This is a genomic window from Bacillus cereus group sp. Bce041, assembly GCF_052646455.1.
The window spans coordinates 167,192-183,843 of the sequence record NZ_JBQXON010000005.1 but is presented as its reverse complement, the minus strand read 5'-3'; the positions used below and the strand labels follow the sequence as shown (position 1 = coordinate 183,843).

Genomic DNA, 16,652 nt, shown 5'->3' with positions numbered 1-16,652 from the left:
GCTGGAATAAACTAGATTAATATATATTATTTGAAAAATAAAGAGCGTATACAAATGTATAATCGGAGGAGTTGTTATGTCAAATAAAGTTCCTACTTCTTTTATCATTATTATAGGATTGATGCTGTTTGCATTGTTTTTTGGAGCAGGAAATTTAATTTTTCCACCTATGCTTGGTCAAATGGCTGGAAATAATGTATGGATAGCCAATGCAGGCTTTTTAGTTACTGGAGTTGGTTTACCATTGTTAGCAATAACAGCATTTGTTTTTTCAGGTGAAAGTGATTTGCAATCTTTAGCTAGTCGTGTACATCCGGTGTTTGGTATTGTATTTGCGATCGTTCTCTATCTAGCGATTGGTCCCTTTTATGCCATCCCTAGATCTGGAACTGTATCATTTGAAATTGGAATTAAACCGTTTTTATCAAATGATGCAGGTCCTGCTGCATTAACCGTATTTACAATCTTATTTTTCACAGTTACATGCTTATTATCCCTTAATCCTACAAAACTTGTTGATATAGTTGGAAAAATTTTGACTCCTATCAAATTGACTGTTATTGGGATGCTCGTAGTTGTTGCTTTTATTCACCCAATTGGAAGAATTCAGGCACCTAGTGAAGTGTATGCATCAGATGCATTTTTTAAAGGTTTTCAAGAAGGGTATTTAACATTAGATGCTCTTGGAGCTTTTGTTTTCGGAATTATTATTGTGAATGCAATTAGAGAAAAAGGGGCTACTACTAAAAAGCAGCTTATGGTTGTTTGTGTAAAAGCAACGACTATTGCTGCTACACTCTTAGCTCTTATCTATACTGCCCTTTCCTATATGGGCGCTTCTAGTGTAGAAAAACTAGGTCATTTAAATAATGGGGCTGAAGTTTTAGCAAAAGTTTCGGGCTATTACTTTGGTTCGTATGGTGCAATCTTCTTAGGTGTAATGATTATAGTAGCATGTTTAATTACAAGCGTAGGACTTATCACTGCTTGTTCTTCTTTTTTTCATAAATTATTTCCAAAGATTTCTTACAAAAAACTTGCTATTATTTTGTCTGTTTTCAGTACACTAGTTGCGAATATAGGGTTAACACAATTAATTAAGATTTCAATCCCTGTATTAATAACTATGTATCCAATTGCTATTACCTTAATATTTCTAACATTTTTACACTCTGTATTCAATGGTAGATTTGAAGTATATCAAGGGAGTTTGATATTGACATTTATTTTTAGTTCGTTAGATGGATTAAAAGCTGCTGGAATAGAAAGCGAAATAATCCATAATTTTTTTGAGCACTTTCTTCCTTTATATAGTGTAGGTTTAGGGTGGGGATTTCCGGCTATTATAGGCGGTGTATGTGGGTATGTTGTTAGTGTATTATGGAAGAAAAATACCTTAAGTTCTAGTGAAACTCAATTAAATAAATAAATTATTTTTGTTTATCATACCATTATCGGGCATACAAAACTAATTATCTCTTTGAAATGAAAAAATCTTTTATTTATATCTTTGGAGGTAAATTGAATTAGCTATAACACATTATAGCTGATGTTGGTTGAACAGTGGAGGAAAGAAAAAAATAGAATGTTTCAAATTTATTTAACGTAAAAGAAATATTATAAGACTATCTAATAACTAAGTAAATTTATACACAACAATAATGAGAAGAGCAAACCTTATTTTAAAGGGGATACAGAGAATATGAGTAAGTTATTAAAAAAGAAATCCGTTACACAATTGTTGGAGCATAATCAAAGTAAGGCCTTAACGAAAACATTAGGAGCATTTGATTTAATTATGTTAGGGGTAGGCTCGATAATTGGAACGGGGGTTCTTGTGTTAACTGGATTAGTAGCAGCAAGAAATGCTGGTCCAGCAGTTGTTTTTTCATTTATACTTGCAGCAATTATATGTGGATTTATAGCATTATGTTACGCGGAAATTGCTTCTACACTCCCGGCGTCTGGTAGTGTATATACGTACTCATATGCAACAATTGGTGAGTTTGTTGCTCATCTAGTAGGTTGGTCATTGCTGTTAATATATATCGTGGCAACAGCGGCTGTCGCTGCTGGATGGACAGGCTATTTCCACAATTTAATAAAGGGATTTGGATTAGAGATACCTAAAGCTCTAGTAACGATTCCTTCGCATGGTGGTATTGTGAATCTACCAGCAGTAATCATTACATTGATATTAGCATGGATGTTATCTCGTGGTACGAGAGAAAGTAAACGAATCAATAATACAATGGTATTGATTAAAATTGGAATGATTTTGTTGTTTATTACGGTTGGTATATTCTATGTAAAACCAATGAACTGGATACCAATTGCACCATACGGTTTAAGTGGAGTTTTTACGGGTGGAGCAGCTATTTTATTCGCTTTTACGGGTTTTGATATATTAGCAACTTCAGCAGAAGAAGTAAAAGATCCGAAACGTAATCTTCCCATCGGTATTATTGCATCATTAATCATATGTACAATTATTTATGTTATGGTATGCCTTGTTATGACAGGAATGGTTTCCTATAAAGAATTAAATGTTCCTGAGGCAATGGCGTATGTAATGGAAGTTGTAGGACAAGGAAAAGTCGCTGGTGCAATTGCTGCAGGTGCTGTAATTGGCCTTATGGCTGTTATTTTTTCCAATATGTATGCGGCAACACGAGTATTCTTTGCAATGAGTCGTGATGGATTGTTACCGAAATCATTTGCGAAAGTTAATAAGAAAACTGGAGCACCCACTTTTATAACTGGATTAGCAGGAATAGGGAGCTCTATAATAGCTGGGTTTATTGATTTGAAAGAATTAGTTAATTTAGTTAATATCGGTAGTTTGGTGACATTTGCGTTAGTTTGTCTATCAGTTATTATCCTTCGTAAATCACACCCAAATTTAAAACGTGGATTTATGGTACCTTTTGTACCTGTATTACCATGCGTTGCAATTGTATGCTGTGTGTTTTTAATGCTAAATTTACCGTTAAGGACATGGGTGTACTTTAGTATTTGGATTACTATTGGGGTAGTAGTATATTTCCTTTATTCGATAAAACACAGTAATTTAAATGAGGAAACGATCTCGAAATTACATGATAAAATTGCGAGATAATAACGATCGAAAATTTTATTAATAATCATATTGATAATTGAGTAACATAGAAACAGTTTTTTGACATTTAGCAAGAGATAAAATAAGAGATACTAGGGCAGCTAAGTACTTTTTTAGAAACCTTGCTTGTTTTTTACGATTTAAAACTGCTAAGGAGAGAGAAGTATGAGTGAATTGCATTTTATGAGTATAGAAGAATTGGATAATAAATTAAAAAAATCTGACAGTGGTATTTATTTCATTAAAGATTATAATGACAATATTATTTATGTAGGCAAGGCTTTTAGTATAAAAAGTAGAGTATTAGCTCATTTTAATAGTTATTCCAATATTGAGGAATATGTACATTTATTTTATAAAGTAGCGTATCTCATTGAAGATAGTTTGTTAAAACGCTCTTTGTTACAAGTTACTTATATGATTAAATATAGACCAGTATTAAACAAAGAAGTACAAAAAGAATTCCCAGAGTTGTATACTCAATACATTAAGCAGACAAATAAAAAATCTATGTTGTTAGAAATTGATAAAGCTAAAGAAAAAGGGGATGAGTTAAAGAATAAATTAGTAAAATTAGTGGGTGGAAAAACTATGTTTTATGACATAATTTCTCTGTTAAATAATGGATATAACTATCATGTCCTCGCAAAAGTATTGAGCATAGAACTTCAAACTTTAATTATAATAAAAGAACACCGAAATAAATTCCCGATACCACATAATTATAAGAGGACAATAAAACATCAAGATATAATGTATGCTTTATCTGGAAAAAAGAATTTAAGTACTTAAAGGTTAAACACTTAAATTTAAAATAGTAAATTCGTTGCTTTTGTAGCTTTTATTGTTATATTGAAATGCAATGTACATTTGTGTTTCAAATTTAATTGGTGGAATAAGGGGAGGGAAAGGGTTCCTATAAAAAAACTGGAATAAATTAGGTTTCTCATGCGAAAGTAATACAAATGAAATTCTTATTTCTGCTACTACAAGTACTATTGAGCAAATGAAGTATGAAAGTGCTTTTGAACTAGGGGTCACACTGGGACCTGATACATCACATCATCTGCAAATGGTTCGGATCGGTGTAGAGATTACAAAACGCTTAGTTTGAATGGCTGAAAAACAGTTAACAGGTCAATACAGATTACACTAAGAAAATAATCCGTCTATATACGGATTATTTTTCCTTTAATTTACAAAAAATAAATTTCGAAATTGAAAAAACCTCTCAGATTCCTTTGTAATAATCTTTTTTTATTTGTGTTAATGACATAGGTATCGAAAGGTGATAAATTCGATACGAACGATGTATGAGCCCTTAAAAGGATTTTGGTGTTATTTATAATTTTAATTCCATAATACTTAAGCCGATATAATAAAATGTTTTATGTCTAAATTGATATAAAGTAATAATTATTAAGTTATATTTCTTTTTTATAGAATAAGTAAAAACTGATACTGTAGTAATTACTGTTTTGAGATCAATTTACTGTGTACCTTAATTATTGAAGTTTTTTGTTGAGTAACAACTATTGTATTTGGAAATTAATAATAAGTTTATCCCGCTATTTGCCGGGCAGTAAGACCCCCACCTCAAAATTCAGCGGAAGCAAAGAAGTTAGGTGGGGGGCGGGCTGCCCGTAAAAGCCCGATTGGTATGGGCTAATAATCAGTGGGGGATGAACAAAACCCCCACTGATTAAAGTTTCACTTTATGTGATGCGGTAATAAAACTAGCTAGTTTGCTATTCTTAGTATTTGTAAAGTCTATATATTTTTTCCTCTTTTGTGGAAAGTAAAACTAATGTTACGACCAGTAATATAGTGTCATTTTTTGAATATTCCATTCGTTTTTTATTTTTAGTTGATGAAAAGACCTTTCTCTCAATTAAATGTTTAATTGAGTCCTTGAATTTCCTCTACCTTGTATTTTTCAAAGCATAGTGCTTCAAAAATAGCCGTATCGCTTTCATCTGTTTCCAATTTCACAACTTCTTTATTATCTTTTTCTAAAATTTGGAGCAAATAGTTTTTCAGTTTCACATGTAAATTAGCAGTATGTATTTTTTGAATTAAATTTGTATAAATGATTGAATTGGAACTTTGACTGTTACTTCTTGCGGTGGTACAGTATCTCCTGTTACTTTCACTTTATTTTAAATCTTTTTCCAGCTTGGTCCTCGCATTGACTACCACTGTATTTTGTAGTACTTCACTGTTTTTTCAAGTTCAATAATTATATTTTGTAGAATTAAGAAAAGAACTTAGCTTATTTCCTTTACTTATCTACTCTGATATTTAGATGCTAACTACAATTAAATAATATATGATTTTTATAAAAAAGATATAGTAATATTTTGTTGTGAATTGTACTAATTTGATATTTTATAGTATTATTTGTCGTGAATTATATATAACAGAATATATTTTATGGATATATAAAGGAGAATGTAATGAATACTTCTATCGATATACAACACTTGTGTGATCTTGCACATAAAGCATTTAATGCCCCTGTACATATTTTATCTGCAGACAGAAAAATTTTATATCATTCTACATCTGATAATGTTTGTAGTCCTTTTTATTCTTCAAAAGAAGAACATCTTACTGATATTTATCAAGAAAACGATCCCTTTAACTTGCCACTTTTCCGAAGTAACAACTATCTTGAAAATTTTGTTCTAATTCATATAGAAAATCATGATGATATTAAAGGGACTATTATAATCGGTCCTACTATACATCCAAAAGATTCAGATGATATGATCATAAAATTTCAGAAAGAATTTAAATCAAATGATAACATTCAAGAAAGACTTGCCTATTATCAGTGTTTATCTGAGATTAAAAAAACTACATTAATTGATATGGGAATTTTATTACATTACATGATTTTCAATGAAAAGTTAGATGTAGATATTGTCTTGGAAAAAAATAAAGTACTAGATGAAATTCCTAATAAAAATGTGAAACCTGATTTATATATTTTAAAACGTCGACAAAACAAACCTAAAACGCACAATATGGCATTAGTAAATGATTTCTTTTCGACTATTAAAGAAGGGAATAAAAAAAAGTTAATACAGTATATGTATGCGGTTTCGCAAGAAGATGTTGAGCTTATGCTAATAGAGGATCCGCTCAGGAATCAAAAAAACCTTGGAATTATTGCGATTACCTTAGCCACTCGATATGCAATAGAAGGAAACCTGCCACCAGATATTGCTTTTGCCCATAGTATTTTATATATACAAACCCTAGAACAATTAGATAATGTAGAATCTGTAAAGCGATTGTCAGGGGATGCTTTACGTACTTTTGCAGATCGTGTGAAAGAATACAATGCAAAAAAGTATTCTTACGCGGTTACTACATGTATAAAACATATTAATAAAAATGTTTACGATGGAATATCTCTGAATGAACTTGCTAATCATTTAGAAATTACGCCTACTTATCTGTCTAAACTATTTAAAAAAGAAATGGGAATTACTTTAAGCGAATATATTCAAAGGGAACGAGTGGAAGAAGCAAAGAAATTATTAACACTCACTACTTATTCGTTATCAGATATCTGTGCGTGGCTTAACTTTAATGACCAAAGTTATTTTATAAGAGTTTTCAAAAAAAACACTAGCATGACTCCTAGGCAGTACCGTGAAAAATATACAGTAATATAAGCTTGTTATCTGCTGTCTCCAATGTAAAGACTTAAACATGGGTATAAGTATCCCGAAAAATGGAAATTCACTAACCATTATTTTGCTAAAGAAAACAAAAAGACAGAAGGCTGCAAAGTGTTTCAAGTAAGCTTTGCAGCCTTTTTGTAATTTAAAACCTACGTTTATAACGAAGATAAGTTTATAGACTAATATCTTCACATTATATATTTATTAATAAATATATTAGGATGTTTTGTAAAAAATCAACAATATAACATATATTACTAAATATATCTACATTTTATGCAATTATACATAACTAAATAAAGGTAAAAAAGTATAAAAAGACCTATTATATTATTCTATAAGTATTTTTTCTAAAATAAAATTTCTTGGTTGAGCTAAAATAGTTATTTTTAACCGTATACACATTAATTTGTAATCATTACAATTACAGAAATGAAATTTACGAATAACTATATTTATATAATTTTTTCCGGTTCATATTTTTATTTAACAGTAAATTATCGAGCGTAATCGACAAAATTTTTCTATTTACGCATTAAAAATTTAATGTTTTAATGAACAACATAACTGGTATGACCAGACAGAAAGGAGAAGGTTACGCTAATAGGAATTATAGTGAAGTTGTAAGTAACATTATGTAGAATATATTTTTCTGAATAGTGTATTTATTTACAAGAGGTCAAGAATCAAATTTGTAATAAACGTGTCCTAAGTTTCTGCATAACAAAAGTGAAGTTATTCCGCAATAAAAGTATAAGCGATGTACAGTATAATTTCACCTTTTGTTATCTAGTAAGGAGTTTGCTGACAAAACTAAGAGATATATTATTAAATTTAAATTAAACAATATTATGACAAGATTAACTGTAAGCATTGGTTTATTGATTCTCGCGGTTCTGTAGGTTAAACCGCAATTCTAGGGAAGAATTAATAATTTACTATTCATAGGGTGCTTGATTCAAATATAGTTAATAAATTTTTTTTATTTATATTTGAAAAAATAGAGTATCGAAATGAGAGATAAGTAAAATCCTTACATCCTATTAGAAGTAAAAACTAACGATATTACCCTATCTGAAAGATTTCTCCTTCTTAACTAGTTTACAAAGAGAGAGGTCGTACAAGTTATATGAATTAAGTTATAAAAACAATGGTAAAGGAGTGTACAGAATGAAAACTAAAATAATTACAGGATTATTAGTCACATCCATTGTAACTGGAGGAAATATTCCTATCAATACTCTCGCAACACCAACCGTTCAAGCGGAAACTCAACAGGAAGGCATGGATATTTCCTCTTCATTACGAAAATTAGGTGCGCAATCTAAATTAATTCAAACGTATATTGATCAATCTTTAATGAGTCCTAATGTACAGTTAGAGGAAGTCACAGCTTTAAATACAAATCAATTCCTAATCAAACAAGATATGAAGGAATGGTCATCGGAACTCTATCCACAGTTAATTCTATTAAATTCAAAAAGTAAAGGATTTGTAACAAAATTTAATAGCTATTACCCGACATTAAAATCGTTTGTAGACAATAAAGAAGATAGAGAAGGGTTTTCGGATAGACTTGAAGTACTTCAAGAAATGGCTATGACGAATCAAGAAAATACGCAACGGCAAATCAATGAATTAACAGATCTTAAATTACAGCTTGATAAAAAATTAAAAGATTTTGATACCAATGTGGCAACTGCGCAAGGCATACTAAGTACAGATGGAACAGGAAAAATAGATCAGTTAAAAAATGAAATATTAAATACCAAAAAAGCAATTCAAAATGATTTACAGCAAATTGCATTAATACCAGGGGCTTTAAATGAACAGGGATTTGCTATATTCAAAGAAGTTTATAGTCTTTCAAAAGAAATTATTGAACCAGCTGCTCAAGCAGGGGTGGCAGCATATAACAAAGGAAAAGAAATTAACAACTCTATTCTAGAAGCTGAGAAAAAAGCAGTGCAAGAAGCAACAGAGCAAGGTAAAACGGATCTAGAGATTGAATCAGCAAAAAAAGCAGCTCGTGAAGCAATTGAGAAAAGCAAACAAGGTGAAATAGCAGCCGCAGCCGCAGCAAAAACACAAGAGTATGACCTGATGAAGGTCATTGATACCGAAAAGATTAAGAAAACATTTGGCGTTTTTGCTGAAGTAAATAAATTAACAGCAGAGCAGCGAGCATATTTAGATGATTTAGAGAAACAAAATCAAAAAATATATGATTTAACAACGAAATTATCAATAGCTGATTTACAAAAATCAATGCTTCTTCTTACACAAAATGATTTGCATACGTTTGCAAATCAAGTAGATGTAGAACTTGATCTACTAAAGCGCTATAAAGAAGATTTAAATCTAATAAAAAATAGCATTACAAAATTATCTACTAATGTTGATACAATTAACGAGCAGTCTCAAAAAGATACATTAAGACAATTAAAAAATGTAATAAGTTACCTTGAAGAGCAAGTATATAAATTTTGATATTACGTTTTTGGAAATCTATAAAGAGTATAAGCATTTAGCGAAAAAAGGAGAATAGTCATGAAAAAATTTCCATTCAAAGTATTAACTTTAGCTACATTAGCAACTGTTATAACTGCTACTACCGGTAACAGTATTCATGCATTTGCACAAGAAACGACCGCTCAAGAACAAAAAGTAGGCAATTATGCATTAGGCCCCGAAGGACTGAAGAAAGCATTGGCTGAAACAGGGTCTCATATTCTAGTAATGGATTTATACGCAAAAACAATGATTAAGCAACCAAATGTAAATTTATCTAATATCGATTTAGGCTCAGAGGGGGGAGAGTTGCTCAAAAATATTCACCTTAATCAAGAGCTGTCACGAATCAATGCGAATTACTGGTTAGATACAGCGAAGCCACAGATTCAAAAAACTGCTCGTAATATTGTAAATTACGATGAACAATTTCAAAATTATTACGACACATTAGTAGAAACTGTACAAAAGAAAGATAAGGCAGGTCTAAAAGAGGGTATAAATGATTTAATTACTACAATCAATACAAATTCAAAAGAAGTTACAGATGTGATTAAGATGCTACAAGACTTCAAAGGGAAACTATATCAAAATTCTACAGATTTTAAAAATAATGTTGGTGGTCCAGATGGGAAAGGTGGATTAACTGCAATATTAGCAGGTCAACAGGCAACGATTCCACAACTTCAAGCTGAAATTGAGCAACTTCGTTCTACTCAGAAAAAACATTTTGATGATGTATTAGCATGGTCAATTGGTGGTGGATTGGGAGCAGCTATTTTAGTTATTGCAGCTATTGGAGGAGCAGTAGTTATTGTTGTAACGGGCGGTACAGCAACACCGGCTGTTGTTGGTGGACTTTCAGCTCTTGGAGCAGCTGGTATCGGTCTAGGAACAGCGGCTGGTGTCACAGCATCTAAGCATATGGACTCCTATAATGAAATTTCTAACAAAATCGGAGAACTAAGTATGAAAGCAGATCGTGCTAATCAAGCAGTTCTTTCGCTTACTAACGCGAAAGAAACATTGGCATATTTATATCAGACTGTAGATCAAGCGATATTGTCTCTAACAAATATCCAAAAGCAATGGAATACAATGGGCGCAAATTATACAGATTTACTGGATAATATCGATTCTATGCAAGATCACAAATTCTCTTTAATACCAGATGATTTAAGAGCCGCTAAAGAAAGTTGGAATGATATTCATAAAGATGCAGAATTCATTTCAAAAGATATTGCTTTTAAACAGGAGTAGAACTGAAATTTAAAACCTAAATTGGAGGAAAATGAAATGATAAAAAAAATCCCTTACAAATTACTCGCTGTATCGACGCTATTAACTATTACAACCGCAAATGTAGTTTCACCAGTAACAACTTTTGCAAGTGAAATTGAACAAACGAACAATGAAAATACAGCTCTTTCTGCAAATGAAGCGAGAATGAAAGAGACCTTGCAAAAGGCTGGATTATTTGCAAAATCTATGAATGCCTATTCTTATATGTTAATTAAGAATCCTGATGTGAATTTTGAGGGAATTACCATTAATGGATATGTAGATTTACCTGGTAGAATCGTACAAGATCAAAAGAATGCAAGGGCACATGCTGTTACTTGGGATACGAAAGTAAAAAAACAGCTTTTAGATACATTGAATGGTATTGTTGAATACGATACAACATTTGACAATTATTATGAAACAATGATAGAGGCGATTAATACAGGGGATGGAGAAACTTTAAAAGAAGGGATTACAGATTTGCGAGGTGAAATTCAACAAAATCAAAAGTATGCACAACAACTAATAGAAGAATTAACTAAATTAAGAGACTCTATTGGACACGATGTTAGAGCATTTGGAAGTAATAAAGAGCTCTTGCAGTCAATTTTAAAAAATCAAGGTGCAGATGTTGATGCCGATCAAAAGCGTCTAGAAGAAGTATTAGGATCAGTAAACTATTATAAACAATTAGAATCTGATGGGTTTAATGTAATGAAGGGTGCTATTTTGGGTCTACCAATAATTGGCGGTATTATAGTGGGAGTAGCAAGGGATAATTTAGGTAAGTTAGAGCCTTTATTAGCAGAATTACGTCAGACCGTGGATTATAAAGTAACCTTAAATCGTGTAGTTGGAGTTGCTTACAGTAATATTAATGAAATGCACAAGGCGCTTGATGATGCCATTAACGCTCTTACTTATATGTCCACGCAGTGGCATGATTTAGATTCTCAATATTCGGGCGTTCTAGGGCATATTGAGAATGCAGCTCAAAAAGCCGATCAAAATAAATTTAAATTCTTAAAACCTAATTTAAATGCAGCGAAAGACAGTTGGAAAACATTACGAACAGATGCTGTTACATTAAAAGAAGGAATAAAGGAATTAAAAGTGGAAACTGTTACTCCACAAAAATAGGGAAATATTAATTCTGTTGTAAAGTGAACTAAAACATGGAAAGTCTATGATTACAATGTTAAACAGAAAAGTAATAATTAATAAATCCTTATATAACAGAAAGGCGGAGTCTCATTAAAGACTTCGCCTTTCAATTATATATAAGTATGATTCGAATAAAAAATAACCTTGTAGTTTAATTGCTTTTTTAAAATTTGCAACAGAATCGGTTAATTTGAAGTAGATTATATACATTTTCTTTAATACTTAATGATTTGAAGGCTGCTAAAGAAAGTTCAAACGATACTGATAAAAGGTGTAGAACTCATTTTGAAAGACATCGCTTTTTAATAAGATTAGAACTTGAAACCATACCTTATATAGGAGGAATACGAAATGATGAAAAAAATCCCTAATAAACTACTCGCTGTATCAGCGTTTATAACTATAACAACTACTTATGCAGTCATACCAATAGAAACTTTTGCAATTGAAATTGAACAAACGAACATTGAAAATATATCTCTTTCAGCAAATGAAGAACAGATGAAAAAAGCTTTGCAAGATGCTGGTTTATTTGCAAAAGCTATGAATGAATATTCTTATTTGCTAATTAATAATCCAGATGTGAGTTTTGAAGGAATAACTATTAATGGAAATGCAGATTTGCCTAGTAAAATTGTACAAGATCAAAAGAATGCAAGAGCACATGCTGTTACATGGAATACACAAGTAAAAAAACAGCTTTTTGATACATTGACAGGCATTATAGAATACGATACAAAATTTGAAAATTATTATGAAACATTAGTAGAGGCGATCAATACTGGAAATGGAGATACTTTAAAAAAAGGGATTACAGATTTACAGGGAGGAATTCAACAAAATCAAAAGTCTGCAAAAGCATTAATAGAAGAATTAATTCAATTAAAAAATGCTATTGGAGAAGATGTTAGAACATTTGGAAGTCATAAAGAGACATTGCAATCGATTTTAAAAAACCAAGGTGCTGATGTGGAGGCTGACCAAAAGCGTCTAGAGGACCTTTTAGGACAAGTAAAATATCAGAAAGACATAGAATCTAAGGGATTAGACATGGTGAAAATCCCCTTTATTCCAACCTTGATTGCTGGTGGCATCATGATAGGTGATGCAAGAGGTAAGTTAGGTTGGCTAGAACCTGAATTAGCAAAATTGCGTCAGACTGTAGATTATAAAATAACATTGAATCGTGTAGTTGGAGTTGCATTTCATAATATTAGTGATATGCATAGTATGCTTGATAGTGCTATCACTGCTCTTACTTATATGTCTACGCAATGGGAGGATTTAGATTCTCAATATTCGGGTGTACTGGGACATATTGAGAAAGCTAATCAAAAAGCTGATCAAAATAAATATAAATTCTTAACCCCTAGCTTGAATGCAGCGAAAAACAGTTGGAAAACATTAAAAACAGATGTTGTCACTTTGCAAGAAGGGATAAAAATTGCAGAGAAAAAAGAACAAGATTTTTTGAATCAGCTTCGTCCATCAAACGTTTTCTACTTTTATAAAAAGATTCATAACGCATACACTTTTGAAATAAAGACTGGAACAAATGCGCCAAATGCGTCTTATAAAGTTATGAATTTAACGAAAAACACTGTTCATAATATGTGGAGTGGAGGGGCTAATACTAACATGTGGGCTGATTGGCTTTCATTCAATCCAAATGATGAATTTGCGGTAGTAGCAGTAGTGGATGGTAAAGAATATGTTGTGTATAAAGACAAAGTACAAAATATAATGAACTGAATCTGAAAGTAACGAAGTAATTGGAGCTGGACAATAAACTAGACAACAAGTTAATTGAAAAATTGTAATGGCATATTTCTCCTTATGTCCTAGAATACTTAGCTCAAGAAAAAGTAAATATTGACCCAAGGCGTTACTTGCATTATGTGGATGGCTTTACCGAAAGGTTTCAAATACATTACTCATACAATTATGTAGTTATCCTGAAGCATCTACAGGTGTTCTTATCGACCTTGAGGAACTACTTAGCTTCCTAAGTGGAGTGACTTTATGCAAAATTAAGTGAACGTTTTTGTACATAGATTAGTTGACATTCATATAGATTTTTTCTATTTTCAAAGATAGTTTTGTTTTTTTATGTTATTTTTCAAAAATTACTGTTGAAGTTCCTATATTCATGACTCAGTATATAATTATTGTTTGATGAAATGACATACCACGTCCCTTAAAGTTTCAGACATACTACGATAACTTAAAGAAAAAAGATAATAGTAGTCAACGGTTACTATTATCTTTTTTGAACTATTTTTCATTAAAATATCTCATCTGCTGTGCTCCTTATTTACTTTTCCAGATTTTATCCTAGTTTAAAATTTATGCATTTGAACTGTTTATACAATTTGTAGGATTTTTAGCTTTTTTGTCGAATACACTTAATGCAAGGAGGGACATTACATGATTATTAAAGATTATTTCATCAACCTTTCTATTTTTTCTTTATTAGTTAGCGCAGCAATATTTATTCAAGTGTTTACAATTAATTCTAGTCGATATTTCGAAAAGCTCTATGGAGGGATTATTGCAGTTACGTTAATGTTCTTTTCTTTTCCATACATGGGATTTTCCTACGATCTTCGAGTTGTTCCTCTTATTCTATCTTTTATTTACTTTGGTCGTATTGCTGGTTGGATTACGCTAATTAGCATAATATTAATGCGTATTTTTTACATTGGAGAGTATTGGGAACCTCCTGTGATTGCTTATTTATGTATGGGGATTCTATTTTCTACTTTTAAAATTTATGTAAAAAAACTACATCCTTTTAAAAGTGCATCTTTATATTTTTCTGTTTTTATTGGAATAAAGTGGTTAGTTGGGGTATTATTTAACACTACATTACTTTACACAGGAGGCTTATTATATATAGCGTTAGGACTTTTAATTGGGCTATTTCTTATGGAAGCCTACCAGAGATTGTATTATTTAACACAGGACTTATCTAAAATGAATCGAGAATTAAAAAAATCGAAGCAAGAACTTACAGATACCGTACATGAGCTTCAAGGAGGAATTTTTAAATTTAAAAAAGTGGATAAGCACTTTATACACACTTTATGTGATGGACAGTTTTATTATCAAAACGGATTTTATTCTGAACAGGTGGTAGGAAAAAGCTTACGTACTATTGATGCTTCTATTATTCCTCCACATTTAGTTCCACAATTGATGAAGTACTATCTCCAGGCATGGGAAGGAAAAGAAATTATATTTGAATTACCTTGGCCAAATGATAAAACTATTATTCTTATTGCGCTTAGGCCAATTAAACGAAATGGACAAGTTATTGAAGTTGTTGGTTCTACAGTTGATATAACCGAAAGGAAAAAGGTAGAATCAGAATTAAGAGCTACCAAAGAATTATTAGAATCATTTATAAAGCACAATCTAGATGCTATTACCATTTCTGATCGAGAAGGGCATATTTTACAAGCCAATAAAGCTTATGAAAAGATATTTGGGTGGTCATCACAAGAAATCATAGGTAAGAGATTACCTTGTGTACCAGATTTTTTAATGGAAGAATCGCTTAAAAATATTCAGAAAATTCTAACGGGTGAATCTGTAGTTACTAGATTAGAAACTGTTAGACAAAGGAGCGATGGGAGTCTTCTTGATGTCAGTCTGACAGTTTCTCCTATACTAGATGTAAGGGGAAATGTGATAGCTTTATCAGCAATATGTAGAGACATCTCTGAAAGAAAACAAGCAGAAAGAGAACGACATCGATTACACCAGCAATTAAGAGATAGTGAAATGAAGTACCGTGCACTAATTGAACAAGCAACTGATGCGGTATATGTAGTAGAGCTAAATGAAGATAATGCTCCAAGTCGATTTATTGAGGTAAACCCTGTTGGGTGTAGAAGATTTGGATATAGTAGAGAAGAGTTGCTCTCATTATCATTTTCAAATATAGTACCACAAGATTCTCAAATGATCGTAAGGCTATTAGAAAAAATTAAAAAGGGAGAAACTTCCTTCACTTTGCAAGATGAATATGTTTTTCCAACAGGAAAAGTAATAACAACTGAGTTTAGTGTTCGTGTTTTTAACTTAAATGGTAAAAAGGTTTTCCTAAGTATTTCTCGTGATATCACTGAACGGCTAAAAACAGAAGAATTATTACGAAAATCTGAAAAACTTGCTGTTGTAGGACAATTAGCGACTGTAATGGCTCATGAGATTAATAATCCATTAACTGCAATGAAAGGGTTCATGCAATTACTAAAATCAACGGAAAATGAGAATAATCAGGGTTATATTAATATAGTATCATCAGAGATTGAGCGTATAGAGAGCATAACAACTGAATTTATGGCGGTAGCCAAACCACAGGTAGTAAAAATGCAACCTAATAACATTAGTGTGCTAATGGATCAAGTTTTAATGCTACTACAACCTCAAGCAATGATGCATAATATAAAATTTAGAATCGATCTTAACCCTGGTATTCCATTGATTTCATGTGAAGGAAATCAATTAAAACAAGTATTTGTTAATATATTAAAAAATGCAATTGAATCTATGCCGATGGGAGGGGAAATTCTGATTCAAATAAATATACTTGATAATAATCAAGTAAGCATTCGTTTTATCGATCAAGGGTGTGGGATTCCAAAAGAACGTATACCATACCTCGGAGAACCTTTTTATAGTATTAAAGAAGAGGGGATTGGCTTAGGATTAATGATCTGTTATAAAATCATTGAAACACATCAGGGAAAGATATTTATTAAGAGTGAAATGAATAAGGGGACTACAGTTGAAGTCACTCTCCCTATTTGTACACTTCAAAATTAAGATATTCTCTTACTGAAATTTTTTAAGAAACCATACAGAATGTAATG

The 16,652-nt window shown here is 31.4% G+C and carries 11 protein-coding genes; 10 read left to right on the top strand and 1 reads right to left on the bottom strand.

Translation table 11 applies throughout. The features are described 5' to 3' along the window. Positions 1-76: 76 nt before the first annotated feature. The 4 genes from brnQ5 to ACUN13_RS17780 all read left to right on the top strand — a co-directional run bounded on the left by brnQ5 (position 77) and on the right by ACUN13_RS17780 (position 4,232). Complete coding sequence (gene brnQ5, locus ACUN13_RS17795; RefSeq protein WP_257115480.1) at positions 77-1,429, top strand: branched-chain amino acid transport system II carrier protein BrnQ5; 1,353 nt, start codon at positions 77-79, stop codon at positions 1,427-1,429. Between the two features lie 273 nt (positions 1,430-1,702). After that, positions 1,703-3,118 carry an amino acid permease gene (locus ACUN13_RS17790; RefSeq protein WP_257115479.1) on the top strand — a complete coding sequence of 472 codons (1,416 nt, stop codon included), beginning with the start codon at positions 1,703-1,705 and terminating at the stop codon, positions 3,116-3,118. Between the two features lie 165 nt (positions 3,119-3,283). Then, complete coding sequence (locus ACUN13_RS17785; protein ID WP_257115477.1) at positions 3,284-3,910, top strand: nucleotide excision repair endonuclease; 627 nt, start codon at positions 3,284-3,286, stop codon at positions 3,908-3,910. Between the two features lie 178 nt (positions 3,911-4,088). Further along, complete coding sequence (locus ACUN13_RS17780; protein ID WP_257116091.1) at positions 4,089-4,232, top strand: alpha/beta-type small acid-soluble spore protein; 144 nt, start codon at positions 4,089-4,091, stop codon at positions 4,230-4,232. Between the two features lie 785 nt (positions 4,233-5,017). Here ACUN13_RS17780 and ACUN13_RS17775 read toward each other — a convergent pair. After that, entirely contained in the window at positions 5,018-5,146 is a 129-nt protein-coding gene (locus ACUN13_RS17775) for a peptidase (protein WP_257116090.1), read from the bottom strand. A 428-nt stretch (positions 5,147-5,574) separates the two neighbouring features. Here ACUN13_RS17775 and ACUN13_RS17770 point away from each other — a divergent pair, with 428 nt between their 5' ends. The 6 genes from ACUN13_RS17770 (at position 5,575) to ACUN13_RS17745 (ending at position 16,605) form a co-directional block, all read left to right on the top strand. Further along, positions 5,575-6,804, top strand: a complete 1,230-nt coding sequence (locus tag ACUN13_RS17770) for a helix-turn-helix domain-containing protein (RefSeq protein WP_257115476.1) — start codon at positions 5,575-5,577, stop codon at positions 6,802-6,804. Positions 6,805-7,983: 1,179 nt separating this feature from the next. Next, entirely contained in the window at positions 7,984-9,303 is a 1,320-nt protein-coding gene (hblC, locus tag ACUN13_RS17765) for a hemolytic enterotoxin HBL lytic component L2 (protein ID WP_445423890.1), read from the top strand. Positions 9,304-9,363: 60 nt separating this feature from the next. After that, positions 9,364-10,584: a hemolytic enterotoxin HBL lytic component L1 gene (gene hblD, locus ACUN13_RS17760; protein WP_257115473.1), complete on the top strand. Its 1,221-nt coding sequence runs from the start codon at positions 9,364-9,366 to the stop codon at positions 10,582-10,584. A gap of 36 nt (positions 10,585-10,620) precedes the next feature. Further along, positions 10,621-11,748, top strand: coding sequence for a hemolysin BL binding component B (hblA, locus tag ACUN13_RS17755; RefSeq protein WP_088351207.1), 1,128 nt, complete (start codon positions 10,621-10,623; stop codon positions 11,746-11,748). A gap of 375 nt (positions 11,749-12,123) precedes the next feature. Continuing rightward, positions 12,124-13,524 (top strand): hemolysin BL regulatory component HblB, encoded by a 1,401-nt coding sequence (hblB, locus tag ACUN13_RS17750; protein ID WP_257115472.1) that lies wholly within the window; start codon positions 12,124-12,126, stop codon positions 13,522-13,524. Positions 13,525-14,199: 675 nt separating this feature from the next. Further along, positions 14,200-16,605, top strand: a complete 2,406-nt coding sequence (locus tag ACUN13_RS17745; protein ID WP_257115471.1) for a PAS domain S-box protein — start codon at positions 14,200-14,202, stop codon at positions 16,603-16,605. Positions 16,606-16,652: the final 47 nt, after the last annotated feature.